Source organism: Paraburkholderia phosphatilytica (assembly GCF_003443895.1).
Lineage (GTDB): Bacteria > Pseudomonadota > Gammaproteobacteria > Burkholderiales > Burkholderiaceae > Paraburkholderia > Paraburkholderia phosphatilytica.
The window spans coordinates 65470-87697 of the sequence record NZ_QQOA01000026.1 but is presented as its reverse complement, the minus strand read 5'-3'; the positions used below and the strand labels follow the sequence as shown (position 1 = coordinate 87697).

General features: G+C 67.6%; 9 protein-coding genes. 4 read left to right on the top strand and 5 right to left on the bottom strand.

Annotated elements, in window-relative coordinates; all coding sequences use genetic code 11:
• Window positions 1-37 precede the first annotated feature (37 nt).
• Both DVS29_RS24560 and DVS29_RS24555 read right to left on the bottom strand, forming a co-directional pair.
• Window positions 38-12118, bottom strand: coding sequence for a LysM peptidoglycan-binding domain-containing protein (locus DVS29_RS24560; RefSeq protein ID WP_118183123.1), 12081 nt, complete (start codon window positions 12116-12118; stop codon window positions 38-40).
• Between the two features lie 293 nt (window positions 12119-12411).
• The gene (locus DVS29_RS24555; RefSeq protein WP_118183122.1) at window positions 12412-13344 is read right to left on the bottom strand and encodes a helix-turn-helix transcriptional regulator; all 933 of its coding nucleotides are present in this window, start codon (window positions 13342-13344) and stop codon (window positions 12412-12414) included.
• Between the two features lie 116 nt (window positions 13345-13460).
• Between DVS29_RS24555 and DVS29_RS24550 the strand changes: the two genes are divergently transcribed.
• The 3 genes from DVS29_RS24550 (at window position 13461) to DVS29_RS24540 (ending at window position 19687) form a co-directional block, all read left to right on the top strand.
• Complete coding sequence (locus DVS29_RS24550) at window positions 13461-14312, top strand: helix-turn-helix transcriptional regulator (RefSeq protein ID WP_118183121.1); 852 nt, start codon at window positions 13461-13463, stop codon at window positions 14310-14312.
• A 163-nt stretch (window positions 14313-14475) separates the two neighbouring features.
• The gene (locus tag DVS29_RS24545; RefSeq protein ID WP_118183120.1) at window positions 14476-17796 is read left to right on the top strand and encodes a hypothetical protein; all 3321 of its coding nucleotides are present in this window, start codon (window positions 14476-14478) and stop codon (window positions 17794-17796) included.
• A gap of 223 nt (window positions 17797-18019) precedes the next feature.
• Window positions 18020-19687 carry an ankyrin repeat domain-containing protein gene (locus DVS29_RS24540; protein ID WP_118183119.1) on the top strand — a complete coding sequence of 556 codons (1668 nt, stop codon included), beginning with the start codon at window positions 18020-18022 and terminating at the stop codon, window positions 19685-19687.
• A 67-nt stretch (window positions 19688-19754) separates the two neighbouring features.
• Here the strand turns inward: DVS29_RS24540 and DVS29_RS24535 are convergent, their stop codons facing one another.
• The 3 genes from DVS29_RS24535 to DVS29_RS24525 form a co-directional block, all read right to left on the bottom strand.
• Entirely contained in the window at window positions 19755-20048 is a 294-nt protein-coding gene (locus tag DVS29_RS24535; protein ID WP_118183118.1) for a GYD domain-containing protein, read from the bottom strand.
• A 105-nt stretch (window positions 20049-20153) separates the two neighbouring features.
• Entirely contained in the window at window positions 20154-20366 is a 213-nt protein-coding gene (locus DVS29_RS24530; protein ID WP_118183117.1) for a DUF1059 domain-containing protein, read from the bottom strand.
• 202 nt (window positions 20367-20568) lie between these two features.
• A complete protein-coding gene (locus DVS29_RS24525; RefSeq protein ID WP_118183116.1) occupies window positions 20569-21111 on the bottom strand; it encodes a hypothetical protein in 543 nt (180 codons plus the stop codon).
• Window positions 21112-21251: 140 nt separating this feature from the next.
• On the opposite strand from DVS29_RS24525, the gene DVS29_RS24520 reads away from it, so the two are divergent.
• A complete protein-coding gene (locus DVS29_RS24520; protein WP_118183115.1) occupies window positions 21252-22217 on the top strand; it encodes a LysR family transcriptional regulator in 966 nt (321 codons plus the stop codon).
• Window positions 22218-22228: the final 11 nt, after the last annotated feature.

The following is a 22228-nucleotide window of genomic DNA, read 5'->3' as shown; positions in this document are numbered from 1 at the left end:
ACGACGCGCGCAATCGAACGATGCGCGCACCGTCGCGCTAGTTCGTCGGCACCTTGATCCTGTCGCCCGGATAGATCAGGTCCGGATCGCGGCCCTCGCCGGGCTCGCGCGGCGTGAACGGATTGCCGTCGAGCAGCGCCCAGTCGAATTCCGGATTCAGCGGTTCGAGCTGCTGCAGCGTGTCGCCGTTCTCCGTCGCGATACCCCAGAGCGTATCGCCGCGCCTGACCACGACGACCCGCGAGCCGGGCTTCGGCGTAGTCGACTGCTTCGGCGTCGTGGGCTTCGGTGTCACCTGCTTTCCCGGCACCGTTGGCGACGTGCCCGGCTTTTTCTTCTTGCCGGGCGGCGTACCCGTAACGGCGGGCGCGGTCGACGCACTCTTGCCGGGCAGCAGCGAAGCCGCCGAACCGATCGCGCTCGACAGCAGCAGCACGCCGCCAAGAGTGAGGCTCTTCCACCCCGTCTTCCTCTGTCCGGCATGCGACTTGACGCGCCGGATCAGCTGGGCGTCGTTTTCCAGCTTGCGCGCTCTCCAGCGGGCGCTACGCGTGGCCCGGCTGGTGGCCCGCGCTTTCGCGAGCTGGTCCGCGGAGAAGTCATCGGGCCCTTTGCGCGATGCCACGCGGGTGTCCGTCCGCTCGAACTTCTGCTTCGTCCACGCCCGCAGATCGGACTGATCGACTCTCACCCGCTGCTGGAAGCCACCCTTGCCGTCGGCCTCGTGCCAGTAGATTCCACCGTCCGCGGTATAGGTTGCGTAGCCCAGCAGCTTCGTCGTCTCCGGCGTGCCGGCCGCGCCGGAACCGGCCGACGGCGTGTCGGGACGGAATACGTAGATATGGTCGTCGCTCGTACGCGCGCCCCGCTGGTAGTTCCACATCCAGACGTTCAGCGCGCTCGTGGTGATATCCGTCACGAACGAGGCGTCCGAGCCCAGCGAACCGAGACCGTGCGTGACCAGCAGGTTCACCGCCCCGCTCGTATACCCGCCAACGAACGTCCAGTTGCTGATCGGCTGCAGCCATCGCGACATCGCCTTCACGACGCGGCCCGGCTCGTGCGGCACGCTGCCGGAGCGCGCGCTCGCGGTACTGAGCGCACCATCGACGATCGTTGCTCCGTAGCCGATGCCGTTCAGGATCGCGCCCACCGACGCGAGACCGGTGAACGGCACCACCTTCGCGAGCGTCATCATGAGGCTGCCGCCCCAGGTCGCGATGAGCACGCGGCGCATGCGGCCGCCGAGCTTCGTGGCGGGGTGTGTCGGGTAGAAATCGTCCGCGCCGATACCGGTCTCCTGACGGATCAGGTCGAAGTAGTCGTCGAGCGCTGTGTTGACCACGATATGGTTCACGTCCTGCGACGACTCGCTCTGCGCGCGCTGGATGATGCCGAGCAGCGTGCCCGTATACCCTTCGATGCGCGCCAGCGTGGCATCCGCCACACCGCGCCGGCTCATGCTTCCGCGCAGACCCGCGAACCTCAGCCTGATCGTGTCGGTTGCCTTGTCGAGCCTGCCCTCGCGGATTTCGTCGAGCGCGTGCAGCTGGAAGTCCGTGATGAACTTGCTGGTGTTCAGCAGATACCGCAGCTCCGAAGTCAGCGGTCCGATCCACGGCGACGCCGGGTGCAGCGCGCGCAGGTGATCGTATCCGAAGGCCGCCCCCGCCGCAGTCGCGAAGTGCACGGCGGCCCGGCCGGTGGTCTGCCAGAACTGCTCGCGCGAGCGGTGCGACGCGCGATACCACGTCAGTCCATCATGACCATCCGATTCGAAGTAGCCGAGCGGCGGCCCGCCGCGATCCGGTGCGTACGCATAGATCCGCTCGTTTGCGTCGAGGCCCTTGCCGAGCTGCGCGTCGAGCCCCGAGCGTGCAAGCTCCTCGTCGCGACCCAGCGGCATTTCCAGCGCCGCCTTGACAGGGTCGCTGCGTTTCGCGAAATGCAGCGCGCCGAAGTCGCTCGTCAGCACGACTGGCCTGCCGTTCTCCGGCAGGTTGAGCGCGGGTCGGGTTGCCGCGCCTGCCCCACCCGCCGTCACCGCGCCTTTGCCGCCACGCCGCAGGGTCGCCGCCTTCGCAACCGCGCGGGTGATCTGCGACTGCATCGATTCCCTCGGGCGATGCCAGATGAGATTGCCGTCGCCCGCGACCTCGAAATAGCCGACCGGCTTGCTGTCGTCGCCCGGCGCGTACGCGTAGTAACGCTCGTTGCGAGGCGCATTGCCGCCCTGCGCCTCGTTCGCCGCCGCCTGCGCCTGCGCCTGCGACACTGCGCGCTTCACCTCGGCGTACTTCTGCGTCGCATTGCCGTCGATGGGCATCGTCATGCCCTCTTTCGGCGACTCGCCGCGCGCGACGAACCGCAGCCTGCCGAATTCGCTTGCGCCCGCAACCGCGCGCCCGCTGCCCGGCACCTTGACCTTCTGCCGGGGTTTCAGGTCCTCCGGTCTGGCGAACGGATCCGCCGCCACGAGCCCGCGGGTCGCCTTCCCGTCATCGCCGTGCCGCCACCGCTGCACAGCGCGTGTCGCGCGGTTGACCTGCTGACGGAGGCCGCTGGGCGCCTCGACCCGGTTGCTGTAGTCGCGCGGAATCGGATTGCTGCCGTCGCCGATCTTGTGTTCCGGCAGCTTGCCGTACGAGTCCGGCAACGTCGCCGGATCGACGGGATCGGTTGCATAGGACTTCTCGCTATCGCGGAACGCAATCTGTGCCTTGATGTTGCTGATCACGACGCGCGCGTTGCGATCGCGCTCGGCCATCCTTCCGGCGCCGTGCTGCCGCATGATCGTGCGGATCTGCTTTTCGAGGTCGTGGTTGTCCATCTGGTCTTTCAGATGGTCGACGCTGCGCCAGTAGTCCTCCTTCGTCATTCCCTGGTAGACGGCCGACGTTTCCGATGACCCCCGCAGCGCGTCGAACGCCGCCTGCACGTCGGCGATGCGCTCGAAGGCAACCGGATTGCCGTCGGAATCGAAGCCCATCGCGGAGTCCAGGTCGATGAAAAACGCCGACACTTTCCCGGTATCCGGCGCCGTCCTGATCCCCACGTTGCCGAACGTCTGCTTGCCGCCCAGCACGTCGACGTTACCCACCACCGCCGTATTCTGCAGCGCGAGGTGGCCGGCCGCGACGGCGAACACGCCGTTCTCGCGGGACTGGCCGGCGTCCGTCAGCATCGCCTCGGCCTGCGCCGACGACACGTCGATCTCCTCGTAGCGCGTCATGATGCCGTAATGCACGACGCCGGTCCTCGGGTCTTTCCAGTTGGCGAGACGCACGTCCGCGGCGCTGCCCTGCCCGAACATCGCACGCATCAGTTTGCTGGTCGCCACCGTGTTGCGCGCGCGCGCTTCGCCGGTATCGGCCGCCGCGCCCGACTTCCACAACTGCTTGACGAGCCACAGGCCGTTCTCCGCGCCGAACCGTCCTGCGACGTCCATCACGACGCTGCCGGGCCACAGGCCGCGGGGTTTGCTCCACACCTCCACCAGCCCGCGCTTCGCGAGTGCGGCCATGATCCCGATGCCGCGGTCGGCGTGGGTGGCCTGCGACGGCTTACCCGTCTTGTTCGGGTCGGCGCCGCCACTGGACTTCGCGCGTGAACTTTTGCCGGTTCTTTTGGGCTTGAACCACTGCCGCGCATTGCCTTCGTCGATCGCATGGGTGTGCGCGTCGCGACCCGCTTCCTCGAGCTCCGCGTCGTACTGCGCGTCGTGCCGCAGCGAGTTCACGATGGTCGCTTCGTCGAGACCGTCCATGCGTCCCAGATAGGCCTTCGACGCGATCCGCGCGTAACGGATCGCGACGCGCTCGTTGAGGCCGAGGTCGTCCGTATACCCGCTGCCGTGCACGTCGATCATCCGGGCATGGCGTTTCGCATGGGCGAGTTCGTGCAGGACTTCGGTGAGGCTCGTTTCGCGATCGGCTGTCACGGCGTCGCGATTCAGCGCCAGCACGCGGCGCCCATCGGCGGTCACGGCGAAGCTGCTCGATCCGTCGACGATCCGCACTTCATCGACGATAGAACCCAGCTCGCCGACATTCGCCGCTTTCGTTGCATGGGCCAGCAGACCGGGCGCGGCCGCGAGCGCCTGTCCGTCGCTGGAGGAGTGGTCGCTGAGCGCAACACCGTCCACCTGCGCCACCGGCATCGCGGCAGGCGATACGGCCGATGCGTCCGTCGCGGACGGCATCCCGGTAACGAGCGCAAACGGATCCTGCTCATCCGCCTGCTGCGCGAGCCGCAGGAAATCGCGGGTGCCGAGTGCCGCCCAGCGGCGCCCGCCAGGCGCAGCCGCGGCGATTCTGCGCGGCTCGACGTGGGACAGATCGACGCTGGCGTCCACGGTATCCGCCGTTTCCGTGCCGCGTCGCGGCAGCCACGTTTTCCTGAAGTCGTATCCCCACGCGACGAGTCCCGAGAGCTTCGCGAGACGCGCGGACGGTGCGCGCGGCGAGTCGTCCGATGCGCCGCGCCGCTCCAGCGGAAGCTGCCACTCCTGCGTCAGGTTGGACAGGTAGTGGTCCGCGTCGCGCAGCACGAGACTGTGGCTGTTGCGCCAGTTCGCGGTGCGCAGTCCGACGACGTAATCGAGCGCGCGTGCATGCACGTCGATTGGTGCGGCCGAATCGAGCGCATCGTCGGAGAGCGCGCTGCGCGCGACGAGGATCGCCTGGTTGACGACCTCCCGCACCGCGCGATCGTGCGCCGGTCCGGTGCCCTCCTGGCGTCCGCGCGCGCCCGTCGGCGCCTGCGGTTCGTCGGCCAGTACCCCTTCCACGAGATCGCCCAGCACGCCGACGTACTCGGACCTCGACGGGACCGCGCTGTCGACCTGGCTTCGCGCGTCGTCGAGCAGCACGCGGTAGTCGTCCGCGCTGGTCTGCGCGTCGCGCAGCGCGACGCGCGCCTGAGCGACGCGTTGCTGACCGGCGCTGCGCGAATCGCGCTCGCCCGCGTCGTCGTTCCCGTCGTCCGCGCCGTTGCCGGAACCGCGCTTCGCGTTGCCGCCGGCTTCGTCCTCCTCCTCGCCCGAGCCGCCCCGCACGCGGCGAACGATGGCCCAGCCCTGCGAGTCGCGCAGCAGTTCGAACGGCTGCCGGCCGCGTTGACCGGGCATCCGGATCTCTTCGACACGCGTGGGTTTCGCCCCCGTCTTCATGCAGAGCAGTTGCGCGTCGATGGTACGGCCGCCGGCCAGGAACAGCGTGACGACGTCCGGTTCGGTGAGCGTCATGTCGACGACTTCGAGCGCCTCCTCTTCCTCCGCGTCCGCGCTGGTGCGCTCCGCGGCGACGTCGTCTTCGACCGAAGGCGGCACCTGCCCGCTGAAACGGAAGAAACCGGATTCCGGATCCAGCGTACTGAAGTCGAACGCGGGATCGCTGACGTCGACGCTGTCTTCGTTCCCGAACGCGAAGACCGCCTGCACGCGCTGCAGTCCGGCCTCATGAAACGCGCGCAGCGTCGCGGCGATGGCCGCGCGGGGATTGGGCCCGTCGAGCAGGCCGCTCGCCTGCTCGAAGTTCACCATGCCGCCCGCCCGCACGACGCGGGCGACGTCGGCGAGCACGCCGGGCCGCTGCGTCAGCGCGGGCGCGAAGCCCGGCTGCAGGTCGGCCGATCCGTAGGCGCGTTCGGGGAGCTGCGCGAAATCGAAGTCCGGGTTGCTCAACGGCAGGCGGGCCGCGCCTTGCGCGCGCGGCGGCGGCGACATTCCCGCCGCGGCATCGCGTGCGCCCGGCGTCGTGCCGGACGGCGCACTTGCATCGGCATCCGAAGGATTCGCCTGGAACGCTTTCATCGGCACGCGCGCGTCCTGCACCTCATGCGTGATCGTGCTGGTGATGTGTACGGACGCGGTGCCGTCGCCATCGATGATGAGGACGTCGGGCGGCGCCCACACGGTGACCGGGCGGCCTGTCAGATCCGCGAGGTTCTGCGCGAGACGCTGGCCGAAAATCGCGCCCGCCGTGCTGTTGGAGCCGGTCGCCCGCAGAGGATCGGAGTCGTCCGAGCCCGCATAGCACGAGTACAGCGTGACGTCCTCGTCCGGACCGAGCCGCGGCGCGACCAGCGCAGCGACCGTATCGACGCTGACGGGCTCGCCGTCGGGGCCCAGCATCTCGTCGGCGGAAATGCCGTGGCCGAAGATCACGTGCTGGCCGGGCGGCGACATCAGGCCATCGACGCCGCGCTGGTACAGCGGGTCGCTCTCGGGCATCAGCAAGGTATCGGCCGGGCGCAGGAACTGCGGCGACTCGCTCGCCGGCACGCCGGTCACGTCGTCGTAGGTCGGACTCAATATCGTGGTGTCGCTGCCGTCGCGGGTCGACATCACACCGACGCCGTTCGGCAGCGCCACCCGGGTCGTATACACGGCGCTGTTCGTGCGGTAGGTGACCGTGGGGGTGCCCGACAGGCCGTCGTCTCCTTCCTGCTGCGCGGCCACTTCATCCGCCGTCAGCACCACGCCGGTCAGCGGTTCGGCGGACGGCAGCGCCTGCTGCTGCGCCGACCATTCGCTGGCCGACAGTACCTTGCCGACGAGCGGTTCAGCGGCTGCGGGCTGCGTGCCGCTCTGCTGCACCGATGCAGCGTCCACGGCCGTCGTGCCGGTCGTGCCTGCTGTCTCTTCTGTCTCTTCCGTTCCGGTATCCGGCAGCGTGACTCGCACCCCCTTGGGCAATGCGTCGTTGATCTGCCGCACCTCGTCGGCGGTCAAGGTCGCGCGCGTGCCGTCGGCAGCATCGCCCTCGCCGTCGAGCAGTCCGGCCACACGCTGCACCGGCGCGAGGCGGCTCAAGCCCGCGATCTTGCGTTGCGTCAGGAGCGCGACGCGCGCGGAGGTCTTCTCGTCGAACTGGCTGAGCGAATCGGCCGAGATATCCACCTTGCGCGGCGCCACCAGCCGGACGCCCGCGGGGAGATTTTCGTTGACGGCCTGAAGGTGCGCGGCGGCCTCCTCCGGGTTGCCGTTGCGGATATTCTCGAGCCCGAGCCCGGACGCCATCAGCCCCGCGGACGTGAAGAAGTTCAGCCAGTCCTGGGCGGTCGCCTGGCCGTGCGAATTCAGCAACTGGGCGCCCTGCGCGAGCATCGACACGCCATTCGTGCCCGCCGCGAACAGCCCCGTCAGCCTGAACGCGACCGACTTCTGCATCGCATCGAGCGCGCGCGTCTGGCCCACGGTGTCGAAGAGCCGGCCGCCGCTCGCGAACCAGTGGTCTCTCAAAAAGCCCGACAGACGCGAGTCGTCGAACACGCGCACCGCACGGGTACCGGCCAGTTGCGCGGCGACTTTCGCGCGCGCGAGTTCGATCTCCGGCGCATCGTGCGCGACCACGATCACGCCTGACGCGTTCTCGAACGCCTCCGAACCCACCCCGACGCGGTCCATGATGGTGCCGGCCCGCGCCAGCGCGCCGAGCCCGCTCGCGGCCCCGCCGAACATGTTGGCCGCGAGATTCAGCCAGTTCAGCCAGTTGCCCGCGCCGCCTTTCTGGCCCAGCTGCTGCAGCGCGTTCACGGTGCCGATCGCCGAGGTCACCGCGAAGTACGCATCGGCGGCTTCGGACAGCGCCACCATCCACAACGGCGCGCTTTCCGGCACGGTGACGAGCGCGATCACGCCCGCGACGACCATGCCCGCGATCTCGAGATCGGACTTCAGGTTGTCCCAACTGTACCAGTGGTCGTAGGGCTTGTAGTCGACGAGATACGCGCTGCCCGTCTGCACGATGCCGGCCGCGTTCGTGACCCAGTGCGGCTGCGCGACCATGAAGCCGTTGTCGAAGCCGGTGTTCGACTGCCAGTTCGAATACCCGTAACGCGCCGTCGTGTCCGCGGGACCGACGTCGATCATGCGGCCGTTCGCGTCGATCCCTTCGAGCAGCGAGAACGCTTCGCCCGGATCGTCCTGCGACGGCGTGCGCGTATCCCACCATCTGCCCGACAACGACGCGACGGTCATCGGCGCGAGCCCGTCGAGCGTCGTGACGTTTTCGCCATGCATCAGGCTTTGCACCACCTGGCCGAGCGTGGTCTTGTGGTGGTTCTGGTCGAAGACCGTGTCGTTCGGGTTGAAGAGCGCGAACTGGCCGTCCGCGAGCAACTGCTGGTCGGAGAGCGTCGCGGGCGTGTAGTCGGTCGTGAGGCCCTCGTCCTCGCCGACCTGATTCAGCAGCTGGTCGTAGCTCGTGACGGTCTGCATGCCGTCCTGCCACTGCAGACCCGCCACGTGTCCGTCCGCGGTGACGAACGGGCCGGACACGGATTGCGGCGTGTACGACGCGTCGTTCGTCAGCGCGGCATTGCCCGGGTTCGCGAGGTCGATCGGCGTGGCCGGCTTGCCGAGATTCGAGTAGCCGGTCTCGCGCGCGATCTCGACGCCGAGATCGCTGTCGGGCGAATCGTCGAGCATGTCCTGCGCAAGCTGCGGCTGCCCGCCATTCTTCTTGACGTTGCCGAAACCGAGATCCTGCCCCCACACCACCGCGCCGCCCTCGTCGACCACCGTCTGCTCGTGGAACCGCGAGCTGTAGCTCACATTGCCGAAATTCCCGTCGCTGTTCACCATCTGCTCGAGCCCATGGCGCAGATCGGTCATGTCGGTCGTATCCGCGTCGCCCGCCGCCGAATAGATCCGTGAGATCTGCGTCATGTCGTTCGCGTTTTCCGTCCACGCGACGAGCTGGGTCGTCGACATCGGATGCGCTTTGCTGCTGCCCGGGAACATGTACTCGAGCAGCATCGTGGCGACCGTTGGGTTCGTGCCTTCGAGCGTGTCGGCGAGTGTGGTGAGCTTGCCCTCGTCGGTCTTCTGGCCGTTCACGCTCGCGGCGATCGCGGCGAACAGCTGGCGCGTGGCCGGATCGTTCGCGGCGGCATCGATGAGCTGCGCGCCGAATATCGTGTTCGAATAGCTCTGCAGCCGGGTGCCGAGCAGATGCAGGCGCGCGGAAAGATCGGCGTTGCTGCTGCCGCCCTTCGGCGCACCCGCCGCGCCCGTGATCGTCGCGAGCGCGGAGGACTGCAGGTTCGTGATCGTCGTGTCGCCCATCACCTGCTGGTACAGGTCCTGATCGGTCGCATTCGTGCTGGACGACAATCCCTCGACGTCATAGGTCAGCGCGTAGGCGGCCGCCACGTCGCCGGCGGACGGATCCGTGTCGGCCGGCGTGTTGATCTGCTGCGCGTACTGCACCTGCCCGATGATCTGCAACGCGTCGAGACCCGTCTGCCATTGCTGGAACGCATCCATCAGCGCGTTGTACTGCGGCGAGCCTTTCGCGGCGCCCGCGGCCGCATCGATCTGCGATTGCAGCGCGGTCAGTTCGAGTTCGTTCTCCGCCTGCCAGACGGTGTCGATGTACTGCGGGTTGCTTTGCCAGCTCGAGTCGCCGGGGGCGCGTCCCGCGGCTGCATTGAGCGCCGCGGCCAGCGCCGCGTGATACTGCTGCAGCGCCGTCGTGGCGGCCTGTTTCTGCGCCGGCGTGCTGTTTTTCGCACTGGCTGTGGTCTTGGCGGCCTGCCACGCCGTGTACGCCGTGTTGACCGCGTCGATCAGGCCGGACTTGCCCTTTACGCCGTTGAGCGCCTTGAGGTCGGGCGTGACCTGCTGCTTCATGCCGATTACGGCCGGGTGATCTTTGGTGGCCGGCGCGCCGTTCACCGCTTCGTCCACGATCGACGGATCGATCACGTTCAGCGACTTGAGCGTCTGCGCGGCCGTGTCGATCGGATCCGTACCATCGTTGTAATACTGCGGCAGCGCCTGCTCGCCGAACACCGTGAGCGCGGCCTGGGTCAGCGTCAGCTCGGACTTCGCCGAACCGCCGAGCCACGCGCGCGTCAGCATAAGCGCTTCCGTCGGGGTCGCGCCTTCGGCGATCCATGTGTTCAGATACTGGACCGGGGTCGGCTGGCCGGTGCCGTCCGCGGCGGGCGTCAGCGGTGCCTGTCCGCCGTCGGCCACCGTGCCCTTCTGCAACGCGGTGGTGGCCGCATTCAGCGAGTCGGCGTCGAACACCTGATCGGCGCCGACCTCGCCCGATGCCTGGGCGATCAGATCCTGCGGCGCCTTCGCGGTGCCGGCGTCGATCGCGCGCGCATCGGATTGCGCCTGCGCGGCGATCGCCGCTTCCGCCCAGGTCTTGTCGCTGATCGTCGGATTGTCCTTGCGCGCCGCGGCCAACGCTTTCTGCAGACTGGCCGCATCGACCTGCCCGCTGGTCGGCAACTGCGCGTCCAGCGCGTTCTCCGCGGTCGAGAGCGATGCCGCGCCATCCGCCGCCGGCTTGACCGGAGCGGGCTGCGCCTTGAGCCCCGTGTATTGCGCGAGCGTCTTGCCGAGCGCGCTATTCGGGTCCTGGTTGATCAGCGTCTGGTACAGCGACGTGGGATCGTTGAGCTGCGGATTGTTCAGGTACGCGAGCGGCTGGAACGGGTTGCTCGGCGAATACTCGCCATGCTGCTGCTCGTTCGTCATCGTCGACAGCTGCTGCTGCATCTGCGTCTTCAGCGCGCCGATCACCTGCTGCGTCTGCGCGCTCTGCGGTCCGCCCGCGTCATCGACGATGCGCGCGAGCGGACCGTAGTAGCTGTCCATCTGCTGCATCGACTCTCCGGCCACGGGCATGTAATCGGGCCCCTGGCCGATGAGCGAAACGATCTTGCCCTGCAGCTGCGAAAAGAGCGCCTGCGCGAGTTCCGGCGAAGCCTGTTTGACCGCATCGAGCAGGTTCGCGATATCGGTGAGACTGCCCGGCGTGCCGACCGCCTGCAGATTGTGCTGCGTCGCGCTGGAGGCGAGCGTCTCCTTCAGCAGCGACGGGAACAGCACCGTGTTGCGGTAGCCCGACAGCGCATTGCCTTCGGCGATCAGCGTGTCCTGCGGGTTGTCGCCGTGCGCGCCGGTGATGTCCGCGAGCGCCGCGTCATGGAGCGCGGCGACCCGCATGTCGCCCATCACTTCGTTGTAGAGCGCGCTGTTGGCGGGCACGCCCTGCAGCAGCTGCGTGAGCGTCTGCGCGGCCTTCAGGTTGCCCGCCGGGGTCGACGCGCCGGTGCCGCGCGCGGCGGCGGCCGTATCGACGATCGCGCTGGCGCGCAGCGACGTCAGCAGATCGCTCGTGGACGGCGCACCTTTCAGGCTGGTCGCCGTGTTCGCATCGATCACGGACTGTTGCGCGAGCCAGTGCAGATCGCTCTTCGACGGATCGTTGAGCCACGCCATCGACGTGCCCGCCGGCTGGTTCGCCGCATCGTTCAGTTCGGTGTCGAGTGCCGTGTGATAGACCTGCCAGTCCTCATTGATGACCGTTGCGCTCGCATGCGTGGCCTCGTCCTGCTGCAGCGTCGCCCATGCGGTGTCGGCGAGCTTCGCGTCGCCCGCCAGCGCGCTCGAAGGCTTCACGGTGACCGTCAGCGCGGCGAGCGCGGCCTTGTTGCTCGCATCGTCGAACAGATGCAGCCCCGCGAGTTGCTGCGACGCATCGCCCAGCACGTTGCCGCCGGTGGCATCGCTGCCGCTCGCGAGCTGATCGCCCTTGACCGTGAGCGCCGCCTCGTCGAGCACGGTCTCGTTCTGCGTGAGGCCGCCAAACTGTACGCGCGCGGCGTTGACGGCTTCCTGCCATGTCATCCCGTTATCGAGCCCGGTCTGGATCGCATTGCGCGCGTCGCCGAGCGATACCGTCGGCGTGCTGGATGGCGTGCCGCCGGCTACAGTGGCAAGCGGACTGCCGGAGAGCGACGCCGCGGCAGCGTCGAGTGTGGTCTGGTCGAACTGATGCGTGAGCCCGACCTGGCTTTCGGCTTCCTTGATGACATCGACGTCCGCATCCTGCGCCTGATGGTGAGCCGCGTCGTACTGTTCCTGCAGCAGGATGGCAGCGCGCGCGAGCGCTTCCTGGGTCAATGCCGCGTTTTCCTGCTGGATTTTCTGGATGGCGGCCGCGAGTGCGGCGCCATTGTCGGGCGCGTTGTTGCCGAGCTGCTTCTGCAGCGCCTGCTTCGCGGTCGATACGTCGCTGGCGGTAGGCGGTGGTGGGGGCGGAGGCGGCTGGTAATGAATCGGTACGGCCCTGCCATCCGGTCCGATCAGCATGATGGGCCTCCCTCGACTGTCCGCCTGTGATCAACAGATCGAGGCTAAGGGAGGGACATGTACTAGTCCATATGCGAATCTCGTAGTTTCTCGCGGCAGGCGAGGCAGTGTACTGAAACACTACGGAATTCGACAGCGCGACGCGCGCTGCAGGAAAAAAATGCGCGGACTGAAGCCGCAGCATGCATGAAATACCGATGATTTTCGTGTCGCGTCCACCGGCAGAGGGAATGCGGCGCACGCGCGGCGACCGACGCGTTGCATCCGCAACCACCGGTCGCGATCGCGCGGCCTCATCCCGCGCTGGATGCGGTATCGGCCATCGGCGCCGACGTATCCGTCGCCGTCAGCGGCTGCGCCGCCGAGAGCCGCTCGCGCCGGCCCGCCACATACGCGAGCTGCATCCGGTTGACGACGTGAAACTTGCGCTGCAGCGTGCGCACGTGATGATTGACCTGGTGCACGCTCAACGCGAGACGCTCGCTGATTTCGCGCGTCGACAGACCGAGCACCAGCTGATCGAGCACGCTCGCCTCTTCGGCGTCGAGTTCCGGTTCGCGCGCCGGGGCCGCGAGCGCTTCCACATGCTGCTGCACGATGCGATGCACGTTGAGGCCCGTCATCAGCGCCTGGCTCACGGCGCGATCGTCGATCCATCCGGCTTCGGTCTGTGTCGATCCGACGCAGATCAGCACGCGCAGCCCCAGTGACGGCAAGGCCATGCCGAATGTGACCCCGCTGCCGAGACCATGCTGACGCAGCAGCTCGACGAGCGTGGCAACCTGCGGCGAATTGCCCGCATCCTCGCGCAGCCGCTCGAGATCCCACACGCATGGCAGACCGGTGTGCTCGACGGACGCAAGGCACGGATCGCTGCCATCGAGATCGGCCGCGAGGTAGCGTTCGAGGAAACCCGTGGGTACGAAATCCCGTAGTGCAAACGTTCGCAGCCGGTGTCGGCCGGCCGTTTCAAACGCCGCGTACACCAGCACGTTGAAACCTGCCGCTCGCAGATCGTCTGCAATCTGTGCCTGGGTCGATGCGCTTTCAAATACTTTGCATGCGGCGGTCGACGCACTGTTCGATGCGGTGTTCGACACACCCGCGTCATCCGCCGCAGCGCCCGCAGGCTGCGCGCTTCCACCCGCCGCCTGCGCGAGCGAAAACCAGCACAACGATCCTAACGCCGCGTCGTGTTGCGTGTACTTGTCCCAGGACATTTCCATGATCTGGTTAGCAGGAGTGCAGAGATGTAACTGGAGGTAAGAATTTAGTTTGCCTATTTTTCTTAGGTAAGATCAATGGCGAAATCTCGTAGGATTCTCTCTGCTGTCGACGGTGAATGACTATGTCCGAGCTGCTCGAACCCGTTGCGTCCGATACGATGTGCGAACCCGAAGTCGTCTGGATCGATGTGCACGACCGTGCCGCGCGCGCAGCGCATGTCACGCCATGCGGCGCGCCTCCGCGGCTCGCGCAGGCGTTCCGCACGGCGGCCAGTTCCATCGAACGGCGCCGGTTGATGACGGGCCTGCTGCATCTCACCGGCTTCGCCACGTTCTCGTACTTCGCGCTCGATACCGACGAGCACGGCCGCCCGCGCCTCTTCCTGCACGATGCATTCGTGCCGCAGCAATATCGCGGCGACTACGTGCAGAAGCGTCACGACCGTGTGGATCCGCGCACGATGACCGTCCGCGAGCGGCATACGCCGCTGATCTGGGACCTGCATTCGCTGCAGCGCGACGCGAGCCGGCACGGCGCCGACGACGGCCTGCCGGACTTCCTGCGCACGATGCGCGACGACGGCATGCTGAGCGGCGTGATGTTCGAGCTGCCGCTGCCCGGCACCGACCTCACCACGTTCGCGAGCTTCACCGCGCCGCGCGCTTCGCGCGACTGGATGCAGCGTTCGAACGTCGAGCAGGCGCTGATCGTCGCGCTCGCGGTGCACGCGTTCGCGTCGCCGCATGTGTCCGTCGCCGCGCAGCAATGCACGCCCTACGCGCTGTCGCGTTTCGAACGCGAAATCCTGTCGGGCGTGGCCGCGGGCTCGTCCGACAAGCAGATCGCGCGCCGTCTCGACACCACCGCGCACAACGTCGACTACCACCTGCGCCGCCTGCGCGAGCGTTTCCAGGCGGGCAACCGCGTCGAACTCGCGTACGTATCGGCGCGCCTCGGGCTGGTGTGAGCGCTGCGGTCGAGTCACCCGCGCCACGCGCTGCGAATCCGTAGTGCCGGATTCGAACGGTCAAACCTGACTACGGAATTCCGTCGTTCCCGCGCCGATGACATGGCGCTGTCATTGCCAGCCGCGAGCCTGCCGTTCATCGAAACACGGATGACGGCACCTCATGATCCTGCGCATCGACGGCGGCAACAGCCCCCTTCCCGTCCTGCCCACCCAGCACCCGACGACGTCTCCTTCGTCGTCGCCAACCGCGCGTCCGTCCACCACGGCGGCATCGACGCCCACCCCGACTCCCACCCCGACTCCCACGCCCACGCCCGGTCAGCTCGCGGCGGGCGCGCGCCTCGCCGCCGGCCAGAGCGTGCGCTCGGCCAACGGCCGGTTCGAGCTCACGATGCAGCGCGACGGCAATCTCGTCGAGACCGATCTCACCACCAACGTCGTCGTGTGGTCGAGCCGTACGAACGGCTCGGGCGCGAGTTATGCCGAGATGCAGCGCGACGGCAACCTCCTGCTCTATCGCGGCGGCACAGGTGGCGCGGCCGATCACGCGGTATGGTCAAGCAGCACGTCCGGACACACAGGCGCGTGGCTGTCGGTGCAGAACGACGGCAATGTCGTCGTATATCCGCAAGGCGCGGCGCAGGCCGGTCACGACCTGTGGTCGAGCGGCCCGCCGCTCGCCGAAGTGCCGGGCACGCTGCCGCCGCTGCCACAGACGGCGGATGCGCCGCAGACGGACGGTTTGTCGTCGAGTGCGATCGGCGTGTTCGCGCCGGGCGCGCCGGAGCTGGGCATCCAGCAGACGCCGCTCGTCACCGGTTCGAGTCCGTACGACGTGCTGCAACAGCAGCAGGTGTTCGCGCAACCAACGCTCGCCAACGACACCCCGCTGCTCGATGCGAATCTCGCCGCGACGCCGTCGCTCGACCGCGAGCCGTTCGGCACGCGTCCCGCGAACCCGGTCAACGCGGTCTACTCGCTACCGCCCGGCACGCAGATCACGGTGCTCGACCCGACCCGGCTCGCGCTGCTCGAACAGGAGCGCACCCAGCTCAGCGCCGCTGAAAAGGCGCCAGCGGCGCAGCGTTCTTCGAGCGTCGCGACGCTGTCCGCGACGATCTATCAGGAGTTGACCTATGCGGGCACGCGTCAGTCGGTGCCGGACGCGCAGGCGCTCGCGGCGAGCATCCGCGCCCGCGCGCCGCAGGACGCGACGCTCCAGCACGCGGTCGACGATGCCGTGAAGCTGTACGACGGCACGCTGAATGCCCAGGGCCGCACGAAATCGAAGCTCGGCGCGATCGATCAGGCCGCGGCGGCGGGCAACTGGGCGCAGGTCCGCGCGCTCGCCGCGCAGCAGATCACGGCCACCGTGGGCAAGGATCAGGGCTCGACGGCGCTCGGCGACATCACCGCGCGCGGCAGCGTCTATCTGACCTACGCCGGCGGCGACCCACATTTTGCGCAGGCAATCGAGGCCGCGATCGGCGACGCGCGCAAGAGCGTGCTGATCGACCGGCCGGTGGCGAGTGTGCTCGCCGCGTACCAGCACGGCGGCGCCGCGGCCGCGATGCAGACGCTCGCGAACGTCACCGATCCGCAGACCGCGACGCCCGCGCAGGTCGCGCAGATCATGGCGGATCCGCGCGTGCAGACGCTCGTGAAGCAGGTGCTGCACGGCCTCGCGAGCTATCAGGGCGACGACAGCAACGCGCCGTCGCAGGTGATCAAATATCTTTCGGCCGCGTGCGAACACGCGACCGAAAGCGACCAGGGGCAACCGGGACTCGGCAAGGCGGCCGTCGACCGGATCGCGACCTGCTTCGTCGCGGAAGCGGATGGCATTCCGCCCGGCGACGGCCTCGACTTCTTTCAGGACACGCGCCTCACGCAGCAGGTGTTCGCGGACTCCGCGGGCCAGGGCAACGTGTCGCTCGCGCTCGCGGTGGCATCGCAGGCGAACCGCTACCTGAATCCGCTCTACGGCAGCGCCGCGCTCGACGGCGTGCGCCAGGGGCTCGACACACTCTCGAGTTCGGTGTCGGGGCTCGACAGGCAGACCGCGCAGGACGCCGCGTTCCTGTCGGTGCCGATCAGCGACTGGAGCGGCGACAGCACGGCCGCACAGCAGCAGGCGCTGATCCAGAAGCTGCTCGCCGACAACCCCGCCGACGCGCGCAAGCTGAACGACGACGGCAACCAGATCGCGCAGATGCAGGAGACCACCGACAGCGTGCGGATGGCCGTCGCCGAATACAGTGGCGAGCTGCATGGCGTGACGGGTTTCGACGTCGACGCGCCGACGTCGTACACGCCCGGTCAGTACGACTGGCAGGTCGCGAACACGCCGAGCGTGATGAAGGCGCTGGCCGCGCTGCCCACACTGGCCGGCGCCGGCAGGCCGGGCAGCACGGCACCCACGCAGCCGTCGACCAACACGTTGTGGCTGCAGCGATCGCTGCGCAAGGTGGTCGATCAGGTCGGCAAGAAGCTGATCGCGAACCTCGCCGCCGATGGCGCCGACAGCGTGCTGACGCCGGGCGGCGCGAAGCTCGTGACGAAGGTGTGGAGCCGCGTGAACAAGGGCCTCGGCACCGTGCTGTACTTCCAGAATGCCGCGTACTCGCTCGGCGAAGCGGCCGACGGCGGCCTCTCGTCGCTGCTGACGAACGGCGCGTCGGGCATCCGCCAGGAACTCGCGGGCGTGTCGTACGCGATGTCCACCGTGATTCCGGGCAACATGCTGTCGTCGATCCGGCCGGGCTCCGGCTCGACGCCGCTCGCGCAGGGCTACGAGAGCCTCGCCGCGCAGATCGACGAGCTCGGGCTGCCGACAGCCGCCGCGTCGCCGCTGAAGATCGGCCTCCATCTGGCGATGCAGGATACGTCCGACCTCGCGTCGATGATTCTCGGCGCGGTCGAGGCCGGCCAGGAGTATTCGAGCGGCGAGACGCTGCAGGGCGTCGGCAACACGCTGAACGCGCTCGGCTACGCGGCGCTGCTCACGGGCCCCGGCATCGATGCGTCCGAGCTGCCCGCGGGCGCGACCGTGCTCGGGCTCGACGCGACCGGCTGGACCGGCATCGGCGCGGTGCTGGTGCTGGCGGGCGCGGCGATCTATACGGCCGCGACCGCGTACTCGCATTCGCACGCGTACGACGGCAACGACCAGCAGTTTCTCGAAGGGATGGGCGTGCACAGCAATGTCGCGGCGGAACTCGCGAAGCACGCGACGTCGCTGGATGGCCAGCCGCCCAGCGCCGGTCCGTTTCTCGCCGCGTACTTCCGCGAGGGGCACCAGTCGCAGCAGCAGATGGTGAACTGGCTCAATGGGCTGACGCCGAAACAGGCCGATGCGATCGCGAGCGCGATCAAGGGGCTCGGCGACGACTGGGAGCACATTCCGATGCAGAAGCTCGCGCAGAGCTTCGACAACGCGCTCTTTCAGTACGGCGTGATGCCGCCCATCCAGCTCACGTGAGCGACTCTCGCCTCCTGAGTCGCGGATCGCGAGCATGGCAAGCGGATACGCGCGGAGTTGCGCAGGCACACGCGTTCGCCTAGCATGCGGACTAGCGGTGCAGGCCGCTTCCGGGTCCGCGGAAAGGGTTGAACCCACCTGTCGCAGCAAACCAGCTTGCTCTCCCCATCCTTTGTGCTGGCGGTATTGCGGACCTTCAGCCACTTATGCACGAGGATCCGCCATGACTACGCTCCCCTCGAGGGCTCACCCCGATCATCTGAAGAAGCAGGCGAAGGAGTTGTTGCGCCTCTATCGAACCGGCGACGCCGGTGCGATCGCGCGTTTCGCCCAGTCGCTTCCCGCCGCCGCGCGCCGCACGCCCGATGAAATCGCAGCGCTGCAATTGCGCCTGCACGACGCGCAGTCCTGCATTGCGCGCGAATACGGTTTCGCCTCGTGGGCCGATCTCATGCTGTATGTCGAAGCAAGCGCGCTCGCGCAGCGCGAACGTGCGGCGTTGATTCGCCGCTGGCTCGGTCTCGCGTATGGCGGCGACGTCACCGGCAGCTATGACGCGGCGCGTCCGCGCGTCGCCGCGCAGTTGCTGCACACGCATGCGGATCTTCTGGAAGGCGATGTTCAGGTGGCCTGCGCGGCGGGACGTCTCGACGTGCTGACGCGCATCACGGCCGCCGATCCGGCCTGGGTCAACCGCGCGGATGGACCGCTGAAACTGCCGCCGCTCGTCGCGGTCACGCATTCGCGTCTGGGCCAGTTGCCGGAGTTCGCCGCGCGGCTGCGCGAATGCGCGCACCATCTGCTCGCGGCCGGCGCCGATCCGAACCAGAGCATCGGCAACCGCTTTCCGCCCGCATCGCTTGCCGCGCCCGCCGAGACCGAACGGCTGTCCGCGCTGTACGGCGCGGCGGGCGTCAACCACGATCCCGCGCTGACCGAACTGCTGCTGAACGCCGGCGCCCATCCCGACGACGGCGAATCGCTGTATCACTCGCTGGAAAATCCGGACTGCACGCGTGTGCTGCTGCGTCACGGCGCGCGCGTGCCCGGCACGAACGCGGTGCGTCGCGCGCTCGATATGGCGGACGCAACCGGCCTCGAACTGCTGCTCTCACATGGCGGCGATGCGAATGAACCGGCGGGCGAAGGCCCCACGAAAATGTGGGGGGCGCCGCTCCTGCGCGCAATCGCCGTGAGCCGGTCCACCCGCCATATCGCGGCGCTGCTCGCGGCCGGCGCGGATCCGACGGCACGCACCGCCGCTGGCATCAGCGCTTATCGGCTCGCGATGCAGGTCGGGTTGCCCGAAGTCGCCGCGCTGTTGCGCGCGGCCGGCGCGGAGGACGCGCTCAGCGCGGACGATGAATTCGTCGCGGCCTGCGCCCGTGCCGATGCGGCGGAAGCGCACCGCATTCAGGCGCGGCATCCGTCGCTGCCGGGGTCGTTACCTGCGGAACAGTTGCGCCTGCTGCCCGATGGGGCCGCATGGGGATCGCGCGACGCCGTGATGGCGATGGTCGAACTCGGCTGGCCCATCGACGCGCGCGGCGGCGACTGGGATGCGAGCGCGCTCAATCACGCGATCTTTCGCGGTGACGCGGAACTGACGTCGTTTCTGCTCGCGCACGGCGCAAGCTGGAGCGCACAGCATGGCTTTGGCAGCGATGCGTTCGGCACGCTCAGCTGGGCTTCGGTGAACGAGCCCGCCGGATACGACGATCCCGACTGGAACGGTTGTGCCCGCGCGCTGATCGCGCACGCAGCGCCGGTGATCGAGCGCGATCCTTCGAACCCGGAGCGGGTTTTCATCGACGGCCGGCCGATGCGGTTTTCGGAAGCGGTGACGGAGGTGTTGCTCGATGCGGGGGGCGCAACCGCTGGGTCGAGTTGATCGGCGTGGCAGTCATGTCGCGCCCGCAAAGATGGAAGCACTGAGATGACCGCACTGAACGGTCTGCTTACGGGAGTTTGCCGAGTAGCGCGGTGAACTCCTTCCTGTCGAATGCGCGCAGCGTTTGCGTGCGGATGTTGCCCGCGGAGCCGAGCGCGAGGCCGAACTGCATGAAGCTTTGTTCATCCGCCGCTTCGATGACCGTGACGATGTCGTACGCACCGAGCGTCCAGTAGATCTCCTTCATTTCGCAGCCGAACGATCTGGCCATTTCCGCTGCCTGCGATGCGCGTTGCGCGCTGTTCTTCACTGCACGGATGCCTTGATCGGTGAATTGCGCCAGCACCACATAAGTCGCCATGTCGATTCCCCTTACGTTTGCTTCGGATCGGGATTCACGCGTGCCGGCGCGATCGCAACTCGCCCGCACGCAGGTTCATTCCAGCCAGTCGGGTTGAAGCGGGCGTCACGCGGGGCGCGGTGTATCGACGGGCGGCGTGCCTTCGTGAAACAGCGACTTCAGTTGCGTGCGCAGTTCAGGTGAATCGGCATGCTTATGAACCGCGACCGCATGCTGCACGGCGGCCTCCAGCAATTCCTTGTCGGAATCCGCGGACAGCGCGATCGAGCAGTTCATTTCGCTCGGGAATTCACGGCAATCGATGTATTTGCGCGTCATGATGTTCTCCTCGGATGAAAGCAGTCACATGACTTCAATGAACGACCGCGCGGCGTCCCGCGCGGTGGATGACGAACACGATTGCGCCTCCTTTCCGCGAGTGAAAACACGCTGAAAGTATAGGTCGCGGCTAGTGAATCCGAGGTTCACTTTGCTGAACTACATAGCGTTAGCTGGCAGCCGCGCGTTCATCCGAAGTTCATCAGAATGATGACGTCGGGCCCGGCGTCGCTCGCCGCCACGCCGTCTTCAGCTGAGGGCGCAGCAGCAGATAAAACGCGGCCACGTGCGTGATCATCAGCAGCGGCACGTAGATCACTGGAATCGCGTACGTGGCGGCGAACTGGCCGGCGTGCGCGGGTACATCCGCGGCGATCGCATCGTAGTAGTCGACGAGGAGATCGACGATTCCCACCACGTTGTACGCCACCACGAACAGCCAGAAAAGCGGCCGTTGCCGAGGCAGGAGCAGCGCGACGAGTAATGCTAGCATCGCGAGCACGCCCGTGGCGAAATCGCCGTAAGCGGCGAATACGGAAAAGCTCGCCGGCAGATCCGGACTGACGACGCCCGGCACCAGGAAGACCAGCCCGAAGAAACGGAAGCTGTGCAGCGTGGCGATCGCGCGCTGCGCGTCGAACGCGTCCATCGACCGGAGTTTCGGCCACATATACACGCGGAAACACAGCAGCCAGGCCACGTACCCCAGCACCAGATGCAACTGAAAAAGATGGACCACCGGCATGTCGCCTCCTGTCAGTGTCGGCTGTCGCATTGACGGCCGGAATGAGCACCGCACGATGCGGCCGCGCAGGCGCGCGCCGCAGGATGACAGGTGTACCATCGTGAGCGGCGTGCGACTATTCCTCACAACGTTGACAGGCTATGAAGCAGAACTTCACAGTCAGACAGGGTGCGCTCGATGGCGTGGAGGCGTTCCTGAGCGTGGCACGGCATCGCAGTTTTCGCCGCGCGGCCGCGGACCTCGGGGTGACGCCGTCGGCCATCAGCCAGGCGGTGCGGGTGCTCGAAGCGCGCATCGGCGCTGCGCTGTTCACGCGCACCACGCGCAGTGTCGGGTTGACCGAAGCCGGCGAGCGTTTTCTGTCGCGCGCGCAACCTGCGTTCGACGAACTCGTCGCCGCGAGCGAGGTGGCGCGCGAACTCGGCCAAAGGCCCACGGGCCTGCTGCGTCTCGCGGTGCCGCGCGCGGTGGTGCCGATCCTGCTCGAACCGCTGCTCGCGTCTTTCTGCGACGCGTATCCGGAAATCGAAGTGGAAATCGCCGCAAGCGAGAAGCTGATCGATCTCGTCGCGGAAGGGTTCGACGCCGGCATCCGGCTCGGTCAGTTCATCGATGCCGATATGGTCGCGGTACCGCTGACGCCGCCGTTCCGTCTTGTCGTAGTCGGCAGCCCCGCGTATTTCGCGCGACGCGGCGTGCCGGATCAGATCGACGATCTGCGCGAGCATGCGTGTCTGCGCTGGCGGCGTTCCGGCGGCGCGCTCGCGCCGTGGTCGTTCCAGGATCAGGGGCGCACGCTCGAGATCGCCGCGTCGGGACCGCTCATCGCGAGCGACTTTCCGACGATGCTCGGCGCGGCAACCGAAGGCATCGGCCTCGCGCAGTTGCCGGAGCCGATGGTGGCCGACGGGTTGAAAACGGGGAAACTGGCGCAGGCGCTCGAGCCGTTCGCGCCCGTGATACCGGGCGTGTTTCTCTACTATCCGGGCCGCCGGCAGGTCATGCCGAAGCTGCGCGCGTTCATCGATCACGTGAAGCAGCACGCGCCCGCGAATCTTCGCAGCATGCCGGCACGGAACGATTCGGGACACGCGGAGACGCGATAACGCGTGCGGGT